Below are 12678 nucleotides of genomic sequence, written 5' to 3'. Positions count from 1 at the left end.
CCGGCACCGGCGAGTTCGCGGGTGAGCGCAACGCACAGAACCAGGAAGCCACTGCTTACTCCGACTATCCACTCACAGGCGCTGCGGGTGTGCGACCGAACCATATATGGTGGCCCAAGACCCCACCAAGAACCTCGCAACCTGCAAGTTTCTCTCCCATATCAAATGCCGGCTTCGCGTGGTAGAGACGATGGCGGTCATTCCGCCCGGCCCGGGACGAAATCGTCGCACCGGCCTTGCGCTCGTCCGGCTTTGCGGACGTCGCGCGGACGGTACCGGCTGCCGACCAGCGTGCGGCCAGCTCAATGGCCGTTGCACGCATCGCCCGCGGGTGCCCCGAATCCGACCAGCTCGCCGTCGGCAATGGCCCAGGGCCCTGGTGCCGGCCGGCCTGCTGGCACTATTCGCCCTTCCTCCGGCGCTGGCGCCCGAAGTGGCGACCGCCATCGCCATCCCGGTCAGCGTGCCACTTGGTGTTGATCGGGTGGTTCATGACGCGCGGCTGGCGGAGGAGGCCAAGAAGGCATCCGATGGCGAACCGGCCCGGCGGTCGGTCGCATCTTCACTGGTCCGGGAAGTGCATGCACTGTCGCCGGCCGCCGTAGAGGTGAGCGACAGGGGAGCGGAGTCGATGGGATTTTCCGGGACCGCCGGCCAGGAAACACTCCCGCGACCTGGCGGGTTGATCACCCTGGCTGGCGATCAGTGCGATGGCGATCCACGTGTGCCGATGCTGCCGGCCACCTGGGCACCACATCCTGTGTGACCCGCTAAGGGCGGGTGTCCACGGGGGTACCGAACCAAAGCAATCAGAATCCGCGCGCGACGAGATCAACCACCGACAATAAAGGTCTAGTGGGCCGCGAGGATTCGTTTATCGGCCGCACCACATTTCCCAATCACCATTTCCCAACCACCGGGGGGCTACGGCCGCGACGGACCGGGCGCGCTGGTTGCTGGTGACGGGCCAGGGCCGCGTCCGCCTTCACCGCCCATCATGGGGCACTTGTTCATCATCGGGCCCGGAGCGCTCTGAGCTGTGGAGCCGGTGTCCTGATCGCCGCCACCGCCGTAACCGGTGGACCACGCCACGAAGAATCCGGAGAAGAAAACCACGGCGACGATGAACACGATGCCGGCAACGATGCCCACCCAAGCCGCGGCTTGAACAACGCGGCTGGGTCGATCAGGTTGTTCAGTCGCGCCTGATGCGGGTTGCGACGGATCGCTCATCTCTTCGATGATGTCGCGCCGATAGCCGCACCGGTAGGGACCATCGACCCTTAACGCCCGCCGGCCGCGGCGCCTTGCGTCGGCCGCCCGTGCGGGCCCTAGCATCACCCTCATGCGCGACTCGAAAATACTGATCACCGGCGTGACCGGACAGGTCGCCAGTCCCGTTGCCCGGGCCCTGGCGGGAGCTAACGAGGTCTGGGGCATCGCGCGCTTTACCGATGCCACCGCGCGGGCGGACCTCGAGCAAGTGGGCATTCGCTGTCAAGCGGTCAACCTGGCCGCTGGTGACTTCACCGAAATTCCCTCCGACTTCGATTACGTCCTCAACTTTGCGGTGGCCAAGAGCGGCAACTGGGACAAGGACCTGGCAGCAAACGCCGAATCGGTCGGACTGCTGATGGCGCATTGCCGCGCCGCGAAGGCCTTTCTGCACTGCTCATCCGCGGCCGTGTACGACCCGCCCGACAATGAACTGCGCACCGAAAACGCCGCTCTCGGCGACAACCACAAGTTCCTGTTCCCCACCTATTCGATATCCAAGATTGCCGGCGAGGTGGTCGTTCGGTCGATGGCGCGCGTTCTCGAACTACCCGCCACCATCGCGCGCCTCAACGTCCCCTACGGCGACAACGGTGGGTGGCCGTTCTTCCACATGGAGATGATGCTGGCCGGAATTCCAATCCCGGTTCCGCCGGGCGGGCCGGCACGCTACAACCCGATTCACGAAGACGACATCATCGCGACCATCCCGAAGCTGTTCGCGGCGGCGTCGGTTCCGGCGACCACGGTCAACTGGGCCGGCGACCAGATCGTCAGCCTGCAGGACTGGTGCGGCTACCTAGGGACACTGATCGGCAAAGAGCCCGTTTTCCAGGAGAGCGACAGCGCATTGCGCCCAAATCCGGTTGACGTCACCCGGATGCACGAGCTCATCGGCAACACCGCCGTCGACTGGCACGACGGAATGCGGCGGCTGGTAGCCAAGTTCCATCCGGAGGCACCCGGGCTGTGAACCGCGTGCGGCAGCAATAGTGCCCGCCGCCGGAGCCACCCCGGGGCCACCGAAGATCGCGGTCGAAGGGTGCCGCTGTGTCGGTCGGCTTGACCCCCGTGCTGCCGCGATAGTGTTACACCGGCAACCCCGGTGGTGATGCGAAGGCCGCGCAGACCGGCCCGCGGGGAGGAGCACGGATGGGATCGGTGGCCGCAGAGCCTGTCGCTTCACCCGGCCGGCCCTGGCCGCGGGTGGTGGGTGCCCTCGCCCTAGCCGTCCTCGGTGCCTGCGGCGTGATGCTGCTGGCGGTGCCATCGCTGTCGGACACCACGGATTTGGCATCGCACAGCGATTGGGTCCTGGCGACCGCCTTACCAACCAGCACAGACTTCCCGCCAGATTGGGGATATTCACTGACCGGACGGTTGCAGCGTGCCGCTGCCAGCGATCCGGCGACGCTGAGTGTCCAGCCCGATGCGGGGCCCGCGGCGACCTACGAACCGGACATGTGTGGCGCGATACCCAAGATCCTCAATCACTCGGGGGATAGTTTGGCTGCCTACGTCCAAGTCGACCGATACGCCCAACTGTTTGTGCAGGATGCCCCCGCATCCGATTTCGCGGCGACCGGAGAGGGACGGGAGCACGGGCCCAACGCCCGTTTCGCGCTCTGGGTCAACTCGGACGCGGCGGAGCAGGTTGGGAATTACCAGCACTGGCTGGACCGCTGCGGCTCCTATCGGGTCACCAACTACTACGTCGACGGCCAGGTCAAAGACCGTCGCACCGTTAGCACCCAGATCCAGTCCCATGCAGCACGTGATGCCGACGCCGCCGTCACTGTCACCAGGACGTTCGCCACGATCGGCAGTCGCGACCCCGCATCGACCTACCAGGTCAGCTACTACGCGGTGCGGGGTGTGCTGCTGGAATGCACCATCTACATGGAGGGCGCCGAGCGGGATCTGGTGCAGCGGCTCGCCGACCAGACGCTGCGAAACTTACGGGCGTCATGACCAACTTGTCACGCCGGAGACCATGGGCGATCGCGGCGGCGCTGGGTGCGCTTGCGGTCGTGGGGGTGGTGATCACCGCCCCAGTTGTGGACCGGGCCTGGCCCGGTAATCGGGGCTCCGGGCCCGAGGCACTGGCCCCGGGACTGGCCGGTCTGAGCGACCAGAAACTGGCCGAGCTGCTGCCCACGCAGGCAGAGTTTCCGCCTTCGTGGACGGTCAGTGACATCAAGGAGCTCTCCGGTACCTTCGGCTATTTCCGATATCAGTTGTACGACGAGGGCCTCGGCTTTGATCCCGTCGAATGTTTCGCGGTGGTGGGCGTGGCTTCTACCGGGGCCTTCGATGCCGCTGAGGTGTTCGACCACGACCCCACCGATCCAGCGGAGGTCGCCGACCGCAGAGACATCCGCGTCATGGTGGGCCGGGAGTTCGACCCGTCGGGATTCGACAAATTCATGGCCCTGGTGTCGCGTTGCCCGCGGTTCAGCAGCGCCGCTGCCGGTTCCTATGCGGTCAACATTCTGCAGAACACCCACCCCGCCGGGGCACCCCAGCGCTTCCGGTATTCGGTCACCACCACGATCCCCGGCGAGCCCACCGGCACGACGCGGACCGACTACTACTCCTACGCCCGCACATCGGGGTTGATCCTGACCGGTATGGCCAGTACTGGCCACCAACAACCTTTCGACTCGATCTTCGAGGCCACGCTGCAACGAATCACAAACCGTTGACTCGCCGAATCCCTCGGCGTGCGGCACCCCCCCGAAAATCAGCGCCCCCGAAATGGGGAAGCGTTCCGGACGGGCGTGAACCCGGTCCGAAACGATTCGCCCAACCCGGCTGTCAGAGATCCGGGTCAGAGTCCTTGAAGTAGCGGGCCAAGAACCCGGCTGCGGCGATGGTGGCCACGGAGCCGACGACTGCCCACAGCACGAACTGGAAGGCCACCGCCCCCATGAACCAACCAAACGTCATCGACACGTAGAGCAGCCATACCAACCGGAAGAAGGACCACGCCGCCAAGACTCCACAGCTGATTCCGATCGCCAGGCTTCGTTGCCGATCGACCCGGCTGATCTTCTCCTCGATGCTGGCGGGGACGATGTTCATCTGCGCTATTCCTTCCGTGGGGCGCCGCCTCGGTGGCGTCGTCGTTGGCACAAGTACAGATCGACGGGGTAGCTACCGATCCCAACAACGTCGGCCCGCGAGGGCATCGCCCCAGGCCAGGGGAGCGGGGCGGGGCTGCCCAGCAGCGCAGGTTCGGCGCTAGGCCAGGAATGCATCCGCCGCGGTGATGACGTCTCCCGCGGCCAGATCGCTCTTGGTGAGCTTCTTGAACAGCAGGCCGACGTTGTCCCCGGCTTTCGCCGTGTCCAGCTTGTTGCGGAATGCCTCGATGGCGTCGACTCGCACGCCTGAACCATCGTTGATTCGTACCTCGTCGCCGACCCGCAACTCGCCGTGTTCCACGCGCCCGGTAGCCACGATGCCCCGCCCCCGGATGAAGAACACGTCCTGAACAGTCATGCGAAACATGTGCGGCACGCTACCCGCCCGACGCCATCGACGGGTGTCGGCTGGCCGCCGTACGCTGACCCGCATGGGTTGGCTGCAGCGAGTGCGCAGAGCCAGCGTCGGACAACGGGTGACGCGCGCGGACAAGGCCGCGGCTCATAACGCGGCCGCCGAACTCAGCGCACTCACCACCGAGCGCGAGCGACTGCTGCGCGAGGGGCTGGAAGGCGTAGCAACCATCGTCAGCATTCGGCGCAATGTCGCGAGCACGACGTTGGGTTCTTGGCACGAGCTCGAATTGGACGTGACACTGCCGCAGCAGGACCCATACCGCGCCATTCGGCGCATCGCGCTCGAACTGTCGAGCGCTCCACACCTCAGGGTTGGTCTGGACCTACCGGTCCGGGTTGACCCCACGGACCATTCCAAGGTCCTGATCGTCGCGCCGCTTTAGGCTCGCGAAGATACTCAGGTTCCCGGCGCGGTCACCAGACGCGTACCCAATCGACCAGCATTTGTGCCGGATAGCTGCCCGGTCTGGGATCCCCGCCGCCGGATCTGGCAACCGCGAGGTTGAGGACGGGGAACACGGTGTAGCCGGGATCGTTGAACGGCCAGTCGGGTAGCGAATGCGCCGCGACGGTGAAGTAGGGCTGCGCCCCCTCGGCGTAGTCCTGCCAGAACCGCATACCGGTCTCGTCCCATTGGCATCGCCAGGTGTGCCACCCGCTGTCCAACGCGACGTTGCGGGTCTTCCACTCCGAACCGTTTGCTTTCGCGTGGACAGTGGTGGCCGACGGCCAGCTCCCGTTGCCGTACCACTCGATGATGTCGATTTCGCCGCGATCCTGGTTACCCAGCCACCAGGCCGGCCAGCAGCCGGCGGTCAGACAGTCGAATTTGATACGGGCTTCCCAGGTATGGCCGATGCCGCCCCGCCACGGACTTTGGATCTTGCCGGCGTAGTAGGTGCCGCCGTCCTTCGCGGCTCGGATGACCAGATTCGACTTACCGTCCAGGAAGACGTTCTGCCGGTCGTCGCGGTACTGGCCGACGTTCTCGGGCCGTTCCCAGTACGTCGGGTCCTTCATCTCCTCGCGGGCTCGCGCCACCGTCCACTTCGACGAGTCGGGGGCAGAGCCGGCCGGACCATCGAATTCGTCGTGAAACAGGTAGGGGCCCGATTGGCCATTGGGCGCCGGCGCCAGAGGCATGTCCCGTCGAGACGAGTCGGCGCTGGCCGCCGGGACGGGCAGTGCCGCCCCGAGCACACCAAATCCGGTCATCAGCATCATCCGACGACGGTCCATCTCGGGCATAAGCCAGCGACGATAGCAGCCCGGCACCTGCTGCGCTAAAGCACGAACGGCGTCAACCGCTCAGCCGACTACTCGGAGGTCCGCACGACGAGCTTGCCCACGTTGGTGCCGTCGAAGAGCATGTTGATCGCCGTGGGCAATTGTTCGAAGCCGGTCACCACCGTTTCCAGCGGCGTGAGCTTGCCCTGCGCGATCAGACCGGCGATCTCCGCGGTCGCCTCGGCCGCGCGGCCCAGGTGATCAAGAATGATGAAGCCCTGCAGTGTGGCGCGTTGGACCAGCAGGTTTCCGAACGCTCGCGGTCCGGGTGGCGGATCGGCGGAGTTGTATCCCGAAATCAGGCCGCACAGCGCTACCCGCGCGCGGACGTTGAGCCGCGCGAAGATCGCGTCCATGATGTCGCCACCGACGTTCTCGAAGTCGACGTCGATGCCGTTGGGTGTCGCGGCGACAAGCTGAGCTGCCCAGTCGTCGGCCCGATGGTCGACGGCCGCGTCGAAACCGAGCTGCTCAGTGAGCAAAGCGCACTTTTGCGGCCCACCGGCGATCCCGACTACCCGCGCACCATCCGCCTTGGCGAGCTGGCCCGCCACCGAACCGACGGCGCCGGCCGCGGCGGATACGACGACTGTTTCGCCGGGCCGTGGTTTGGCGATCTCGCGCATCCCGATCCATGCCGTGAGCCCGGTCATCCCGAGTGCGCCGAGGTAGGCGCTGGGGGAGACGCCGTCGGCGACCTCGACCGGAAAGAGCGGCGTCGTGTCCGAGACCACCGCGTAGTCCTGCCAACCGACCAGACCTTGCACGGTCAAACCCACCGGATAATTCGGATTCCTCGACTCGACAACCTCGCCGAGCCCGGCCGCGCGCATGACCTCGCCAATGCCAACCGGGGCAGATACGACGGCATGTCGTTGATCCAGCCGCGGTTGGTCGGATCCAGGGATATCCAGGTGACGCGTACCAGCGCCTCGCCATCGCCGATTTCGGGGATCGGGGCTTCGCTGAGCTCGAAAGTATTCGGACCGATGCGCCCAGTGGGACGTTCGCGAAGAAGGAATCGGCGGTTTCGATCGGGCATGAGCGCACGCTACCCCAGACCGATAGTGCGACATCGCGATCGGCACCATTCCGATTGGGGCGGTGGGTGGTTTCGTCTGCCGGTGCTATAACGCATACATGGCAGGCTTGGATTCCGGCGAAGGGCAAGTGATTACCCACGTCTCCGATACGGCCCGATGGACGGCCCTATATCGGGCCACCGAATCGGCGCGTCCGGATGCATTGTTCAGCGACCCCCTCGCCAATCGGCTTGCCGGAGAGCATGGCCGCGCTATCGTCGCCACAGTTCCGCGCACCACCCGTAACGGTTGGTGGCTCGTCGCGCGGACGAAAATCATTGACGACGCCATTGCCCGCGCGATCGCCAACGGTTGTGACCGGGTTTTGAACTTGGCTGCCGGCCTGGATACCCGGCCGTACCGGCTGGATCTGCCCGCCGAATTGACCTGGATCGAAGCGGATCTACCGCTGCTGTTGGCGGAAAAAACACAGCTGCTCAGCGGCGAAACCCCGCGATGCCAGCTGACCCGCAGCGCCGTGGATCTAGCCGATCCAGCCGCTCGCGATGCCTTCTTCACCGAGGCACTGGCCGGTGCCGCCAAGGCACTTGTCCTGACCGAGGGCCTGCTGATGTACCTCGACGAACCGGATGTGATTGCCCTCTCTGAGGCGATACGACAACCCCAAGTGGGTTGGTGGATGCTTGATTTAGCCGGCCCTGCCCTCAAGAAAATGATGAACAAGAAGATGGCCGGCATGCTGCAGAACGCGCCGTTCAAGTTTGCACCCGACAACGGTTTGGCCTTCTTTGAAGGACTGGGTTGGCACGTAGCAGAGGCGGAATCCCTGTTTACGGCCGCGCAGCGGTTCCGCCGCCTGCCGATATCAATGCGCTCACTCGGGTGGCTTCCGCAGCCGAATCCGCGCCATCCGGGCCGCAGGCCCTGGAGCGCGGTTACGCTCCTTACTCAATGAGTACCTGAGAGACTCGTTGAGTTCGGAGAACTGTCAATTAACGCCTGCGTGCATTTCGCAGTGATCCGCCGCTGCCCGGCCCGAACCGTTACCCGACCCTAAACAAGCAGGTCATTCGGGTTTTCCAGAGAATTTCGGGCGCTCGCCCAGACCCCGGCGGTTTGACGGAACCGTCAGGAATGCGTGGAATTCACGGCTAATTCTTACATTAAGACACGGTTTGATCACAGGTTTGCTGTCAATCCTTAACGGACAGGTGTTCGCGGCGTATGTACCGAACTCGGGTTGAACGAGAGGAGTTGACGAGCAGTGACGAATGCGCCAGAGGCGGAGGTCATTTATCTGCAGTCACATCCGATGTGGCTTGCAGCTCGGCAGCGCGAAAATCAGCGCCGTGAAGAGATGCGCCGACACCCCGCCTACCTGGGCCGTCAGCGTGCTGCCGCGATGGGAGTCGACGTCAGCAGCATGGGTAGCGCCGCCCTGGCATGGCCCAGCGCGGATTCGCCGGCCTGACCTCTCGCGCCCCTCTTCGGCGCGGTCTGGGAATTCCTTTACTGCGAAATCGCGGTGGCACGGCGTCCGTATTCTGATACGGACTACCGAGGAGTTCGCGTCATGTCTCAGACACCGGCCACCACCCCAGGGTAGCGCGGCACCAAAGATCATCAACCCAGCTCACAAGCCTGCTAATCAACAACGCCGGAGCCCTGGCCACCACCCGCACCACTCTTGGCGGTATCAGCTCCAGGGCGTGGGAGCATCCGGCCGACCGAACCGCTTTATCGGCACGGCGCCATCTCAAAGGCTTCGACCAGATCCTGAAACTGCTCTCCGGAATGCTGCGGGAGCGCCAACACCGGCTGCTGTATCTGGCCAGCGCGGCACGAGTCGGCCCACGCCAGTTCGCAGACCTCGACGCACTGCTCGATGAATGCGTGGATGTCCTGGACGCGCCGACCAAACCCGAGGTCTACGTCACGCAGTCGCCGGTGGTGAATGCTTACACCATCGGGATGGACGCCCCGTTCATCGTGATCACCTCCGGGCTCTACGACCTGATGACCCATGACGAGCTGCGCTTTGTCGTGGGTCACGAGCTCGGTCACGCGCTATCGGGTCACGCCACCTACCGCACGATGCTGATGCACCTGATGCGGCTGGCGGGTTCCCTGGGCTTTCTCCCGATCGGCGGCTGGGCGTTACGCGCGATCGTGGCGGCGCTGCTGGAATGGCAACGCAAGTCCGAGCTGTCCGGGGACCGGGCGGGACTGCTCTGCTGCCAGGACTTGGACACCGCGATTCGGGTGGAGATGAAGCTGGCCGGCGGAAGCCGGTTGGACAAGCTGGACTCCGAAGCGTTCTTGGCCCAGGCCGCGGAGTACGAGCGATCTGGGGACATGCGCGACGGGCTGCTCAAGCTGCTCAACCTCGAACTTCAGACCCACCCGTTCTCGGTGCTGCGGGTCGCCGAATTGACCAAGTGGGTGGACGCCGGCGGCTATGGAAAGGTGATGTCGGGCAGTTATCCGCTGCGCGTCGACGATGGCCAATCCTCGATCGCCGATGACCTCGGCGAGGCCGCCCGCCACTACAAGGACGGGTTCGACCAGTCCGACGACCCGCTGATCAAGGGCATACGCGACGGTCTGGGCGGCATCGTGGACGGCGTGGGCCGGGCCGCCACCAGCGCGGCCGATTCGTTGGGCCGCAAGATCAACGAGTGGCGGCACAACCCGAAATAGCGGATCCGGCTACCCGGTTTGGACGGATCCGACTTCGGTGGGTTCGCTGACCCAGGCGGCGAAGACCGGCACACCGGCCCACGGATCGCGTCGCCGCCCGCCACCTACCACTGCCACCACCGCATAGGGATGACCGAAGCGCAGCGTCGCTGACCGCGACGGCAGCCGCGAAACCATCGCGCCACGCACAGCGATCGCGGTGACGGCCGCGGCCTCGAAGCCATACCGGCCGTAGCGGGCCACCGCGGACTGCCGGGCCCGCGTATCCGCAGTCCCCTTCAGCGCCACCGCCAGGGCTTGCCCGGCCGCACCGAAACCCAACGCCGGATCAGCGGTGAGGTCGTGATCCGACGACACCTGCCAAGCCGGCATCACCACCCGCACGTCGTCCTCGCGGCCACGGGCCCCCTCGGTGATCGTCCAGAATTCGCCGTCGCCGAGCGGCAGGTCGCAGAGCTCACGGCGACGCACCCGGGAGCCGGTCACTTCCCGGCAGGCGATGTCGTGCGCCGCCGCCAACACGGCCTGAAACGATGCACCTCGACTCGCGATAACCGAGGTGACGTGCAATTCGCCGGTACCGACCGCGGTATGCACGCCGACAGTTCCCACACCCTCAGCATCGGCGAGGTAGGCGCTGTGCCCGGCGACCGTGAGCGCATCGCAAACCTGTTTGCTCCAGGGCGAGCGCAGCTGGCCGGCATCGGTGACGCCGAAGGGCCGCAACCAGCTGATCCGCGTGGCCAGCGCGCTGGCCAACACGGCCGCCATGCCCGACAAGTCGGCGGGGAAGCGCTCGATCATGCCATCGGTGTGGTTGCGTGCCCACGTGTCGGCTTGGGCCTGGCTGGGGATCGGCCCGATCTCCACTTCGGAGGGCATGCGGCCTGACCACAACCCCGCCAAGTCCGCTGGGCCCCACAGGGCCAACGCCGCGTTGATCACCTCGGGTGGCGCGACCATCAGGTCCTCCAGCGCCCGGCGCGCATGCTTAGCGTCAGTACCGAGGGCCTCTTCGAGCTGCTCGCGAGCGGCACCTCGGGCGATCGGCGCCACCAGCGCCAGGAGCAACCACGCACCCAGCGGTGACGCGACCGAGTGCAGACCCGCATGCACCCGACAGAAGCGGCGGGCATAGCGCGTGATCAGCGGCCCGACGTCCATGCCGCAGCGGGACTAGAGCTTGCCTGCGACGAAGTCGGCGGCCTCGTTGACCATGCCGTCCTGGATGTAGGCACTGGCGAGGTGCTGTGGCCAGTTCTGCTTCCACGTATTGGGGTCAGCGGGGCTGCAGACCGGGTCGGAGCCATGGCACAACTCGATGGTTCTGTCGTTGTAGAGCGGACTGAAGTTCGTGATGGGCCCCACCCACTGGCTGCCGTTGCCGAACAGCGCGACCGCGGCGATGTGCTGATCGGTGCCCGGCGGCAGCGGATCCTCGAATCCGAACGCCGACATCGGCACCGCAAGCACCACGTCGGTGACCGCCGCGCCGAGAGAATATCCGCCTAGCACCAGTCGGGTGTCCGGGCAGCTGTTGACCATGTACTGGATGTGCCCGCTCATGTCGTTGGCACCGATGTCGACCTCGGTGTCGGCCGGATACTTCACGGCGTAGGACCCCATGCTTCTGCCGCCGACCTTGGAGCTCAGCGAGCTGATGAACGCGTTGCCCAGCACCCCGGGCCCCGGCGACTCGAATCTGCCCCGGGCGAAGACAACCTCCACCTGAGGGCAGGGAACGCTGGAGCCCTGCACCTGAGGGCAGTTCGCCGCATCGGTTGACGGCGCCGCACCGGGCGTTCCCGGCGGCAGCACCGCTGCGGCGATCGTTAGGGCCGCGGCTACCGCGACCGCCCCAACTCCAAATTGGACCGACCTACGGGCAAACAAAGCGCGCACAGGAAGATGTTAACCACTTCGGCACCTGTTGGCAGGCTTTGAAGAATTGGCCCCCACGCCATGCACCGCACTGCACTTTGATACTCAATGACCGCGCCGCACACACACCGCAACGGCCTAAATAGCGCCGCATGCGGATATCGGTCGAGTTCCACCTGAGCTTCGAATACTCCGCACTGCAGCAGTTGCGGCAGGCCGCGGATCGCCCTGGCTTCGAAGGGATTTGGGACTGGGACCACTCTTGTGGGCCGGCGGAACTCGCCGAGCCGACGTTCGAGGGCTGGACGACGCCGGCCGCCATGGCAGCTGTTACCCAACGGACGAGGATCGACCCTCTGGTAACCGGTGTGATCTTTGGCCATCCGGCGATCCTGGCGAAAATGGCAGTGACCGTCGACCACATCTGCGTCGGTCGACTGCACGTCGGCATCGGCGCCGGGTGGCACGAGGCACCCGGCAGTCGAGAACCAGGTTGACCGCCAACTTGCCCTGTTACCCGAGTTCAGCAGGCTTGGCTGCGAACACATGGTCCTGGCGTTCCGGCAGCCACCATCGCTAGGCCTGCTCGAACGGTGCGCCGCCCTCGGTTGACCAGCATGGCCTTCGGGCGCGGATGACGCATCAGCGGTTGGCCGGTCGGTAGCCTCACCAAGCATGACCGACATCGTCGTCGTCCGGGTCAAGCCGGGTAGTCGCAAAGGCCCCCTGGTCGAGACGGGTTCCGATGCCGAGCTAACCATCTATGTACGCGAGCGGGCGGTCGACGGTAAGGCCAACGAAGCCGCAGCCCGGTTGCTCGCCGCCCACCTTCAACTGCCGAGAAGCCGAGTTGAATTGGTGGCGGGGGCCACGTCGCGGTTGAAGCGCTTCCGCGTCGAGCGCTGATCGCCTTCGGGGGTCCGCCCACG

General features: G+C 65.5%; 17 protein-coding genes and 1 pseudogene. 10 read left to right on the top strand and 8 right to left on the bottom strand.

Annotated features, from left to right (window positions below):
* Window positions 1–379 precede the first annotated feature (379 nt).
* Window positions 380–766: a hypothetical protein gene (locus MMSP_RS15140; protein WP_020787338.1), complete on the top strand. Its 387-nt coding sequence runs from the start codon at window positions 380–382 to the stop codon at window positions 764–766.
* 158 nt (window positions 767–924) lie between these two features.
* On the opposite strand, the gene MMSP_RS15135 is transcribed toward MMSP_RS15140, so the two are convergent.
* On the bottom strand, window positions 925–1233 hold the full coding sequence (locus MMSP_RS15135) for a hypothetical protein (RefSeq protein WP_235065760.1): 309 nt from the start codon (window positions 1231–1233) through the stop codon (window positions 925–927).
* Between the two features lie 112 nt (window positions 1234–1345).
* Between MMSP_RS15135 and MMSP_RS15130 the strand changes: the two genes are divergently transcribed.
* The 3 genes from MMSP_RS15130 to MMSP_RS15120 all read left to right on the top strand — a co-directional run bounded on the left by MMSP_RS15130 (window position 1346) and on the right by MMSP_RS15120 (window position 3980).
* Window positions 1346–2248: an NAD(P)-dependent oxidoreductase gene (locus MMSP_RS15130; protein WP_020787336.1), complete on the top strand. Its 903-nt coding sequence runs from the start codon at window positions 1346–1348 to the stop codon at window positions 2246–2248.
* Window positions 2249–2427: 179 nt separating this feature from the next.
* On the top strand, window positions 2428–3246 hold the full coding sequence (locus MMSP_RS15125) for a hypothetical protein (RefSeq protein WP_012394596.1): 819 nt from the start codon (window positions 2428–2430) through the stop codon (window positions 3244–3246).
* Window positions 3243–3980, top strand: a complete 738-nt coding sequence (locus MMSP_RS15120; RefSeq protein ID WP_036426556.1) for a hypothetical protein — start codon at window positions 3243–3245, stop codon at window positions 3978–3980. Before MMSP_RS15125 ends, MMSP_RS15120 begins: the two co-directional genes overlap by 4 nt.
* A gap of 112 nt (window positions 3981–4092) precedes the next feature.
* On the opposite strand, the gene MMSP_RS15115 is transcribed toward MMSP_RS15120, so the two are convergent.
* Both MMSP_RS15115 and MMSP_RS15110 read right to left on the bottom strand, forming a co-directional pair.
* Window positions 4093–4359, bottom strand: coding sequence for a hypothetical protein (locus tag MMSP_RS15115; RefSeq protein WP_015355636.1), 267 nt, complete (start codon window positions 4357–4359; stop codon window positions 4093–4095).
* Window positions 4360–4518: 159 nt separating this feature from the next.
* Complete coding sequence (locus MMSP_RS15110) at window positions 4519–4788, bottom strand: EF-Tu/IF-2/RF-3 family GTPase (RefSeq protein ID WP_036426554.1); 270 nt, start codon at window positions 4786–4788, stop codon at window positions 4519–4521.
* Between the two features lie 64 nt (window positions 4789–4852).
* Here MMSP_RS15110 and MMSP_RS15105 point away from each other — a divergent pair, with 64 nt between their 5' ends.
* A complete protein-coding gene (locus tag MMSP_RS15105; RefSeq protein WP_020787333.1) occupies window positions 4853–5221 on the top strand; it encodes a hypothetical protein in 369 nt (122 codons plus the stop codon).
* A gap of 31 nt (window positions 5222–5252) precedes the next feature.
* Here MMSP_RS15105 and MMSP_RS15100 read toward each other — a convergent pair whose 3' ends face one another.
* The 3 genes and pseudogenes from MMSP_RS15100 to MMSP_RS29865 all read right to left on the bottom strand — a co-directional run.
* Complete coding sequence (locus tag MMSP_RS15100; RefSeq protein WP_020787332.1) at window positions 5253–6086, bottom strand: family 16 glycosylhydrolase; 834 nt, start codon at window positions 6084–6086, stop codon at window positions 5253–5255.
* Window positions 6087–6154: 68 nt separating this feature from the next.
* Window positions 6155–6904 carry an NADP-dependent oxidoreductase gene (locus MMSP_RS15095; RefSeq protein ID WP_020787331.1) on the bottom strand — a complete coding sequence of 250 codons (750 nt, stop codon included), beginning with the start codon at window positions 6902–6904 and terminating at the stop codon, window positions 6155–6157.
* A pseudogene (locus MMSP_RS29865) lies at window positions 6905–7167 on the bottom strand (NADP-dependent oxidoreductase); the annotation flags it as partial. It abuts the gene before it with no gap.
* A gap of 98 nt (window positions 7168–7265) precedes the next feature.
* Here MMSP_RS29865 and MMSP_RS15090 point away from each other — a divergent pair.
* The 3 genes from MMSP_RS15090 (at window position 7266) to MMSP_RS15080 (ending at window position 9868) form a co-directional block, all read left to right on the top strand.
* The gene (locus MMSP_RS15090; RefSeq protein WP_020725403.1) at window positions 7266–8123 is read left to right on the top strand and encodes an SAM-dependent methyltransferase; all 858 of its coding nucleotides are present in this window, start codon (window positions 7266–7268) and stop codon (window positions 8121–8123) included.
* Window positions 8124–8432: 309 nt separating this feature from the next.
* A complete protein-coding gene (locus MMSP_RS15085) occupies window positions 8433–8639 on the top strand; it encodes a hypothetical protein (RefSeq protein WP_020787328.1) in 207 nt (68 codons plus the stop codon).
* A 194-nt stretch (window positions 8640–8833) separates the two neighbouring features.
* On the top strand, window positions 8834–9868 hold the full coding sequence (locus MMSP_RS15080; protein WP_152522453.1) for a M48 family metallopeptidase: 1035 nt from the start codon (window positions 8834–8836) through the stop codon (window positions 9866–9868).
* Between the two features lie 9 nt (window positions 9869–9877).
* Here the strand turns inward: MMSP_RS15080 and MMSP_RS15075 are convergent, their stop codons facing one another.
* Together MMSP_RS15075 and MMSP_RS15070 are read right to left on the bottom strand one after the other, a co-directional pair.
* On the bottom strand, window positions 9878–11032 hold the full coding sequence (locus MMSP_RS15075) for a hypothetical protein (protein ID WP_020787327.1): 1155 nt from the start codon (window positions 11030–11032) through the stop codon (window positions 9878–9880).
* A 12-nt stretch (window positions 11033–11044) separates the two neighbouring features.
* Window positions 11045–11770, bottom strand: a complete 726-nt coding sequence (locus MMSP_RS15070) for a cutinase family protein (protein ID WP_051153684.1) — start codon at window positions 11768–11770, stop codon at window positions 11045–11047.
* A 131-nt stretch (window positions 11771–11901) separates the two neighbouring features.
* Here MMSP_RS15070 and MMSP_RS15065 point away from each other — a divergent pair, with 131 nt between their 5' ends.
* Window positions 11902–12246, top strand: coding sequence for an LLM class flavin-dependent oxidoreductase (locus MMSP_RS15065; protein ID WP_020787325.1), 345 nt, complete (start codon window positions 11902–11904; stop codon window positions 12244–12246).
* Window positions 12247–12424: 178 nt separating this feature from the next.
* Entirely contained in the window at window positions 12425–12655 is a 231-nt protein-coding gene (locus MMSP_RS15060; RefSeq protein WP_012394608.1) for a DUF167 family protein, read from the top strand.
* The last annotated feature ends 23 nt before the right edge of the window (window positions 12656–12678 follow it).

Origin of the sequence: Mycobacterium sp. 012931 (genome assembly GCF_000419295.1) — a bacterium.
Taxonomy (GTDB): domain Bacteria; phylum Actinomycetota; class Actinomycetes; order Mycobacteriales; family Mycobacteriaceae; genus Mycobacterium; species Mycobacterium marinum.
Note: the sequence above shows the minus strand (reverse complement) of the source record. Positions and strands in the feature narration are given on the sequence as shown.

Excerpts from the sequence above, each read along its gene's own strand:
- MMSP_RS15110 (WP_036426554.1), bottom strand. The coding sequence starts at position 4,788 with ATGTTTCGCATGACTGTTCAGGACGTGTTCTTCATCCGGGGGCGGGGC.
- MMSP_RS15125 (WP_012394596.1), top strand. The coding sequence starts at position 2,428 with ATGGGATCGGTGGCCGCAGAGCCTGTCGCTTCACCCGGCCGGCCCTGG.
- MMSP_RS15075 (WP_020787327.1), bottom strand. The coding sequence starts at position 11,032 with ATGGACGTCGGGCCGCTGATCACGCGCTATGCCCGCCGCTTCTGTCGG.
- MMSP_RS15135 (WP_235065760.1), bottom strand. The coding sequence starts at position 1,233 with ATGAGCGATCCGTCGCAACCCGCATCAGGCGCGACTGAACAACCTGAT.
- MMSP_RS15060 (WP_012394608.1), top strand. The coding sequence starts at position 12,425 with ATGACCGACATCGTCGTCGTCCGGGTCAAGCCGGGTAGTCGCAAAGGC.
- MMSP_RS15130 (WP_020787336.1), top strand. The coding sequence starts at position 1,346 with ATGCGCGACTCGAAAATACTGATCACCGGCGTGACCGGACAGGTCGCC.
- MMSP_RS15090 (WP_020725403.1), top strand. The coding sequence starts at position 7,266 with ATGGCAGGCTTGGATTCCGGCGAAGGGCAAGTGATTACCCACGTCTCC.
- MMSP_RS15105 (WP_020787333.1), top strand. The coding sequence starts at position 4,853 with ATGGGTTGGCTGCAGCGAGTGCGCAGAGCCAGCGTCGGACAACGGGTG.
- MMSP_RS15065 (WP_020787325.1), top strand. The coding sequence starts at position 11,902 with ATGCGGATATCGGTCGAGTTCCACCTGAGCTTCGAATACTCCGCACTG.
- MMSP_RS15100 (WP_020787332.1), bottom strand. The coding sequence starts at position 6,086 with ATGCCCGAGATGGACCGTCGTCGGATGATGCTGATGACCGGATTTGGT.
- MMSP_RS15115 (WP_015355636.1), bottom strand. The coding sequence starts at position 4,359 with ATGAACATCGTCCCCGCCAGCATCGAGGAGAAGATCAGCCGGGTCGAT.
- MMSP_RS15120 (WP_036426556.1), top strand. The coding sequence starts at position 3,243 with ATGACCAACTTGTCACGCCGGAGACCATGGGCGATCGCGGCGGCGCTG.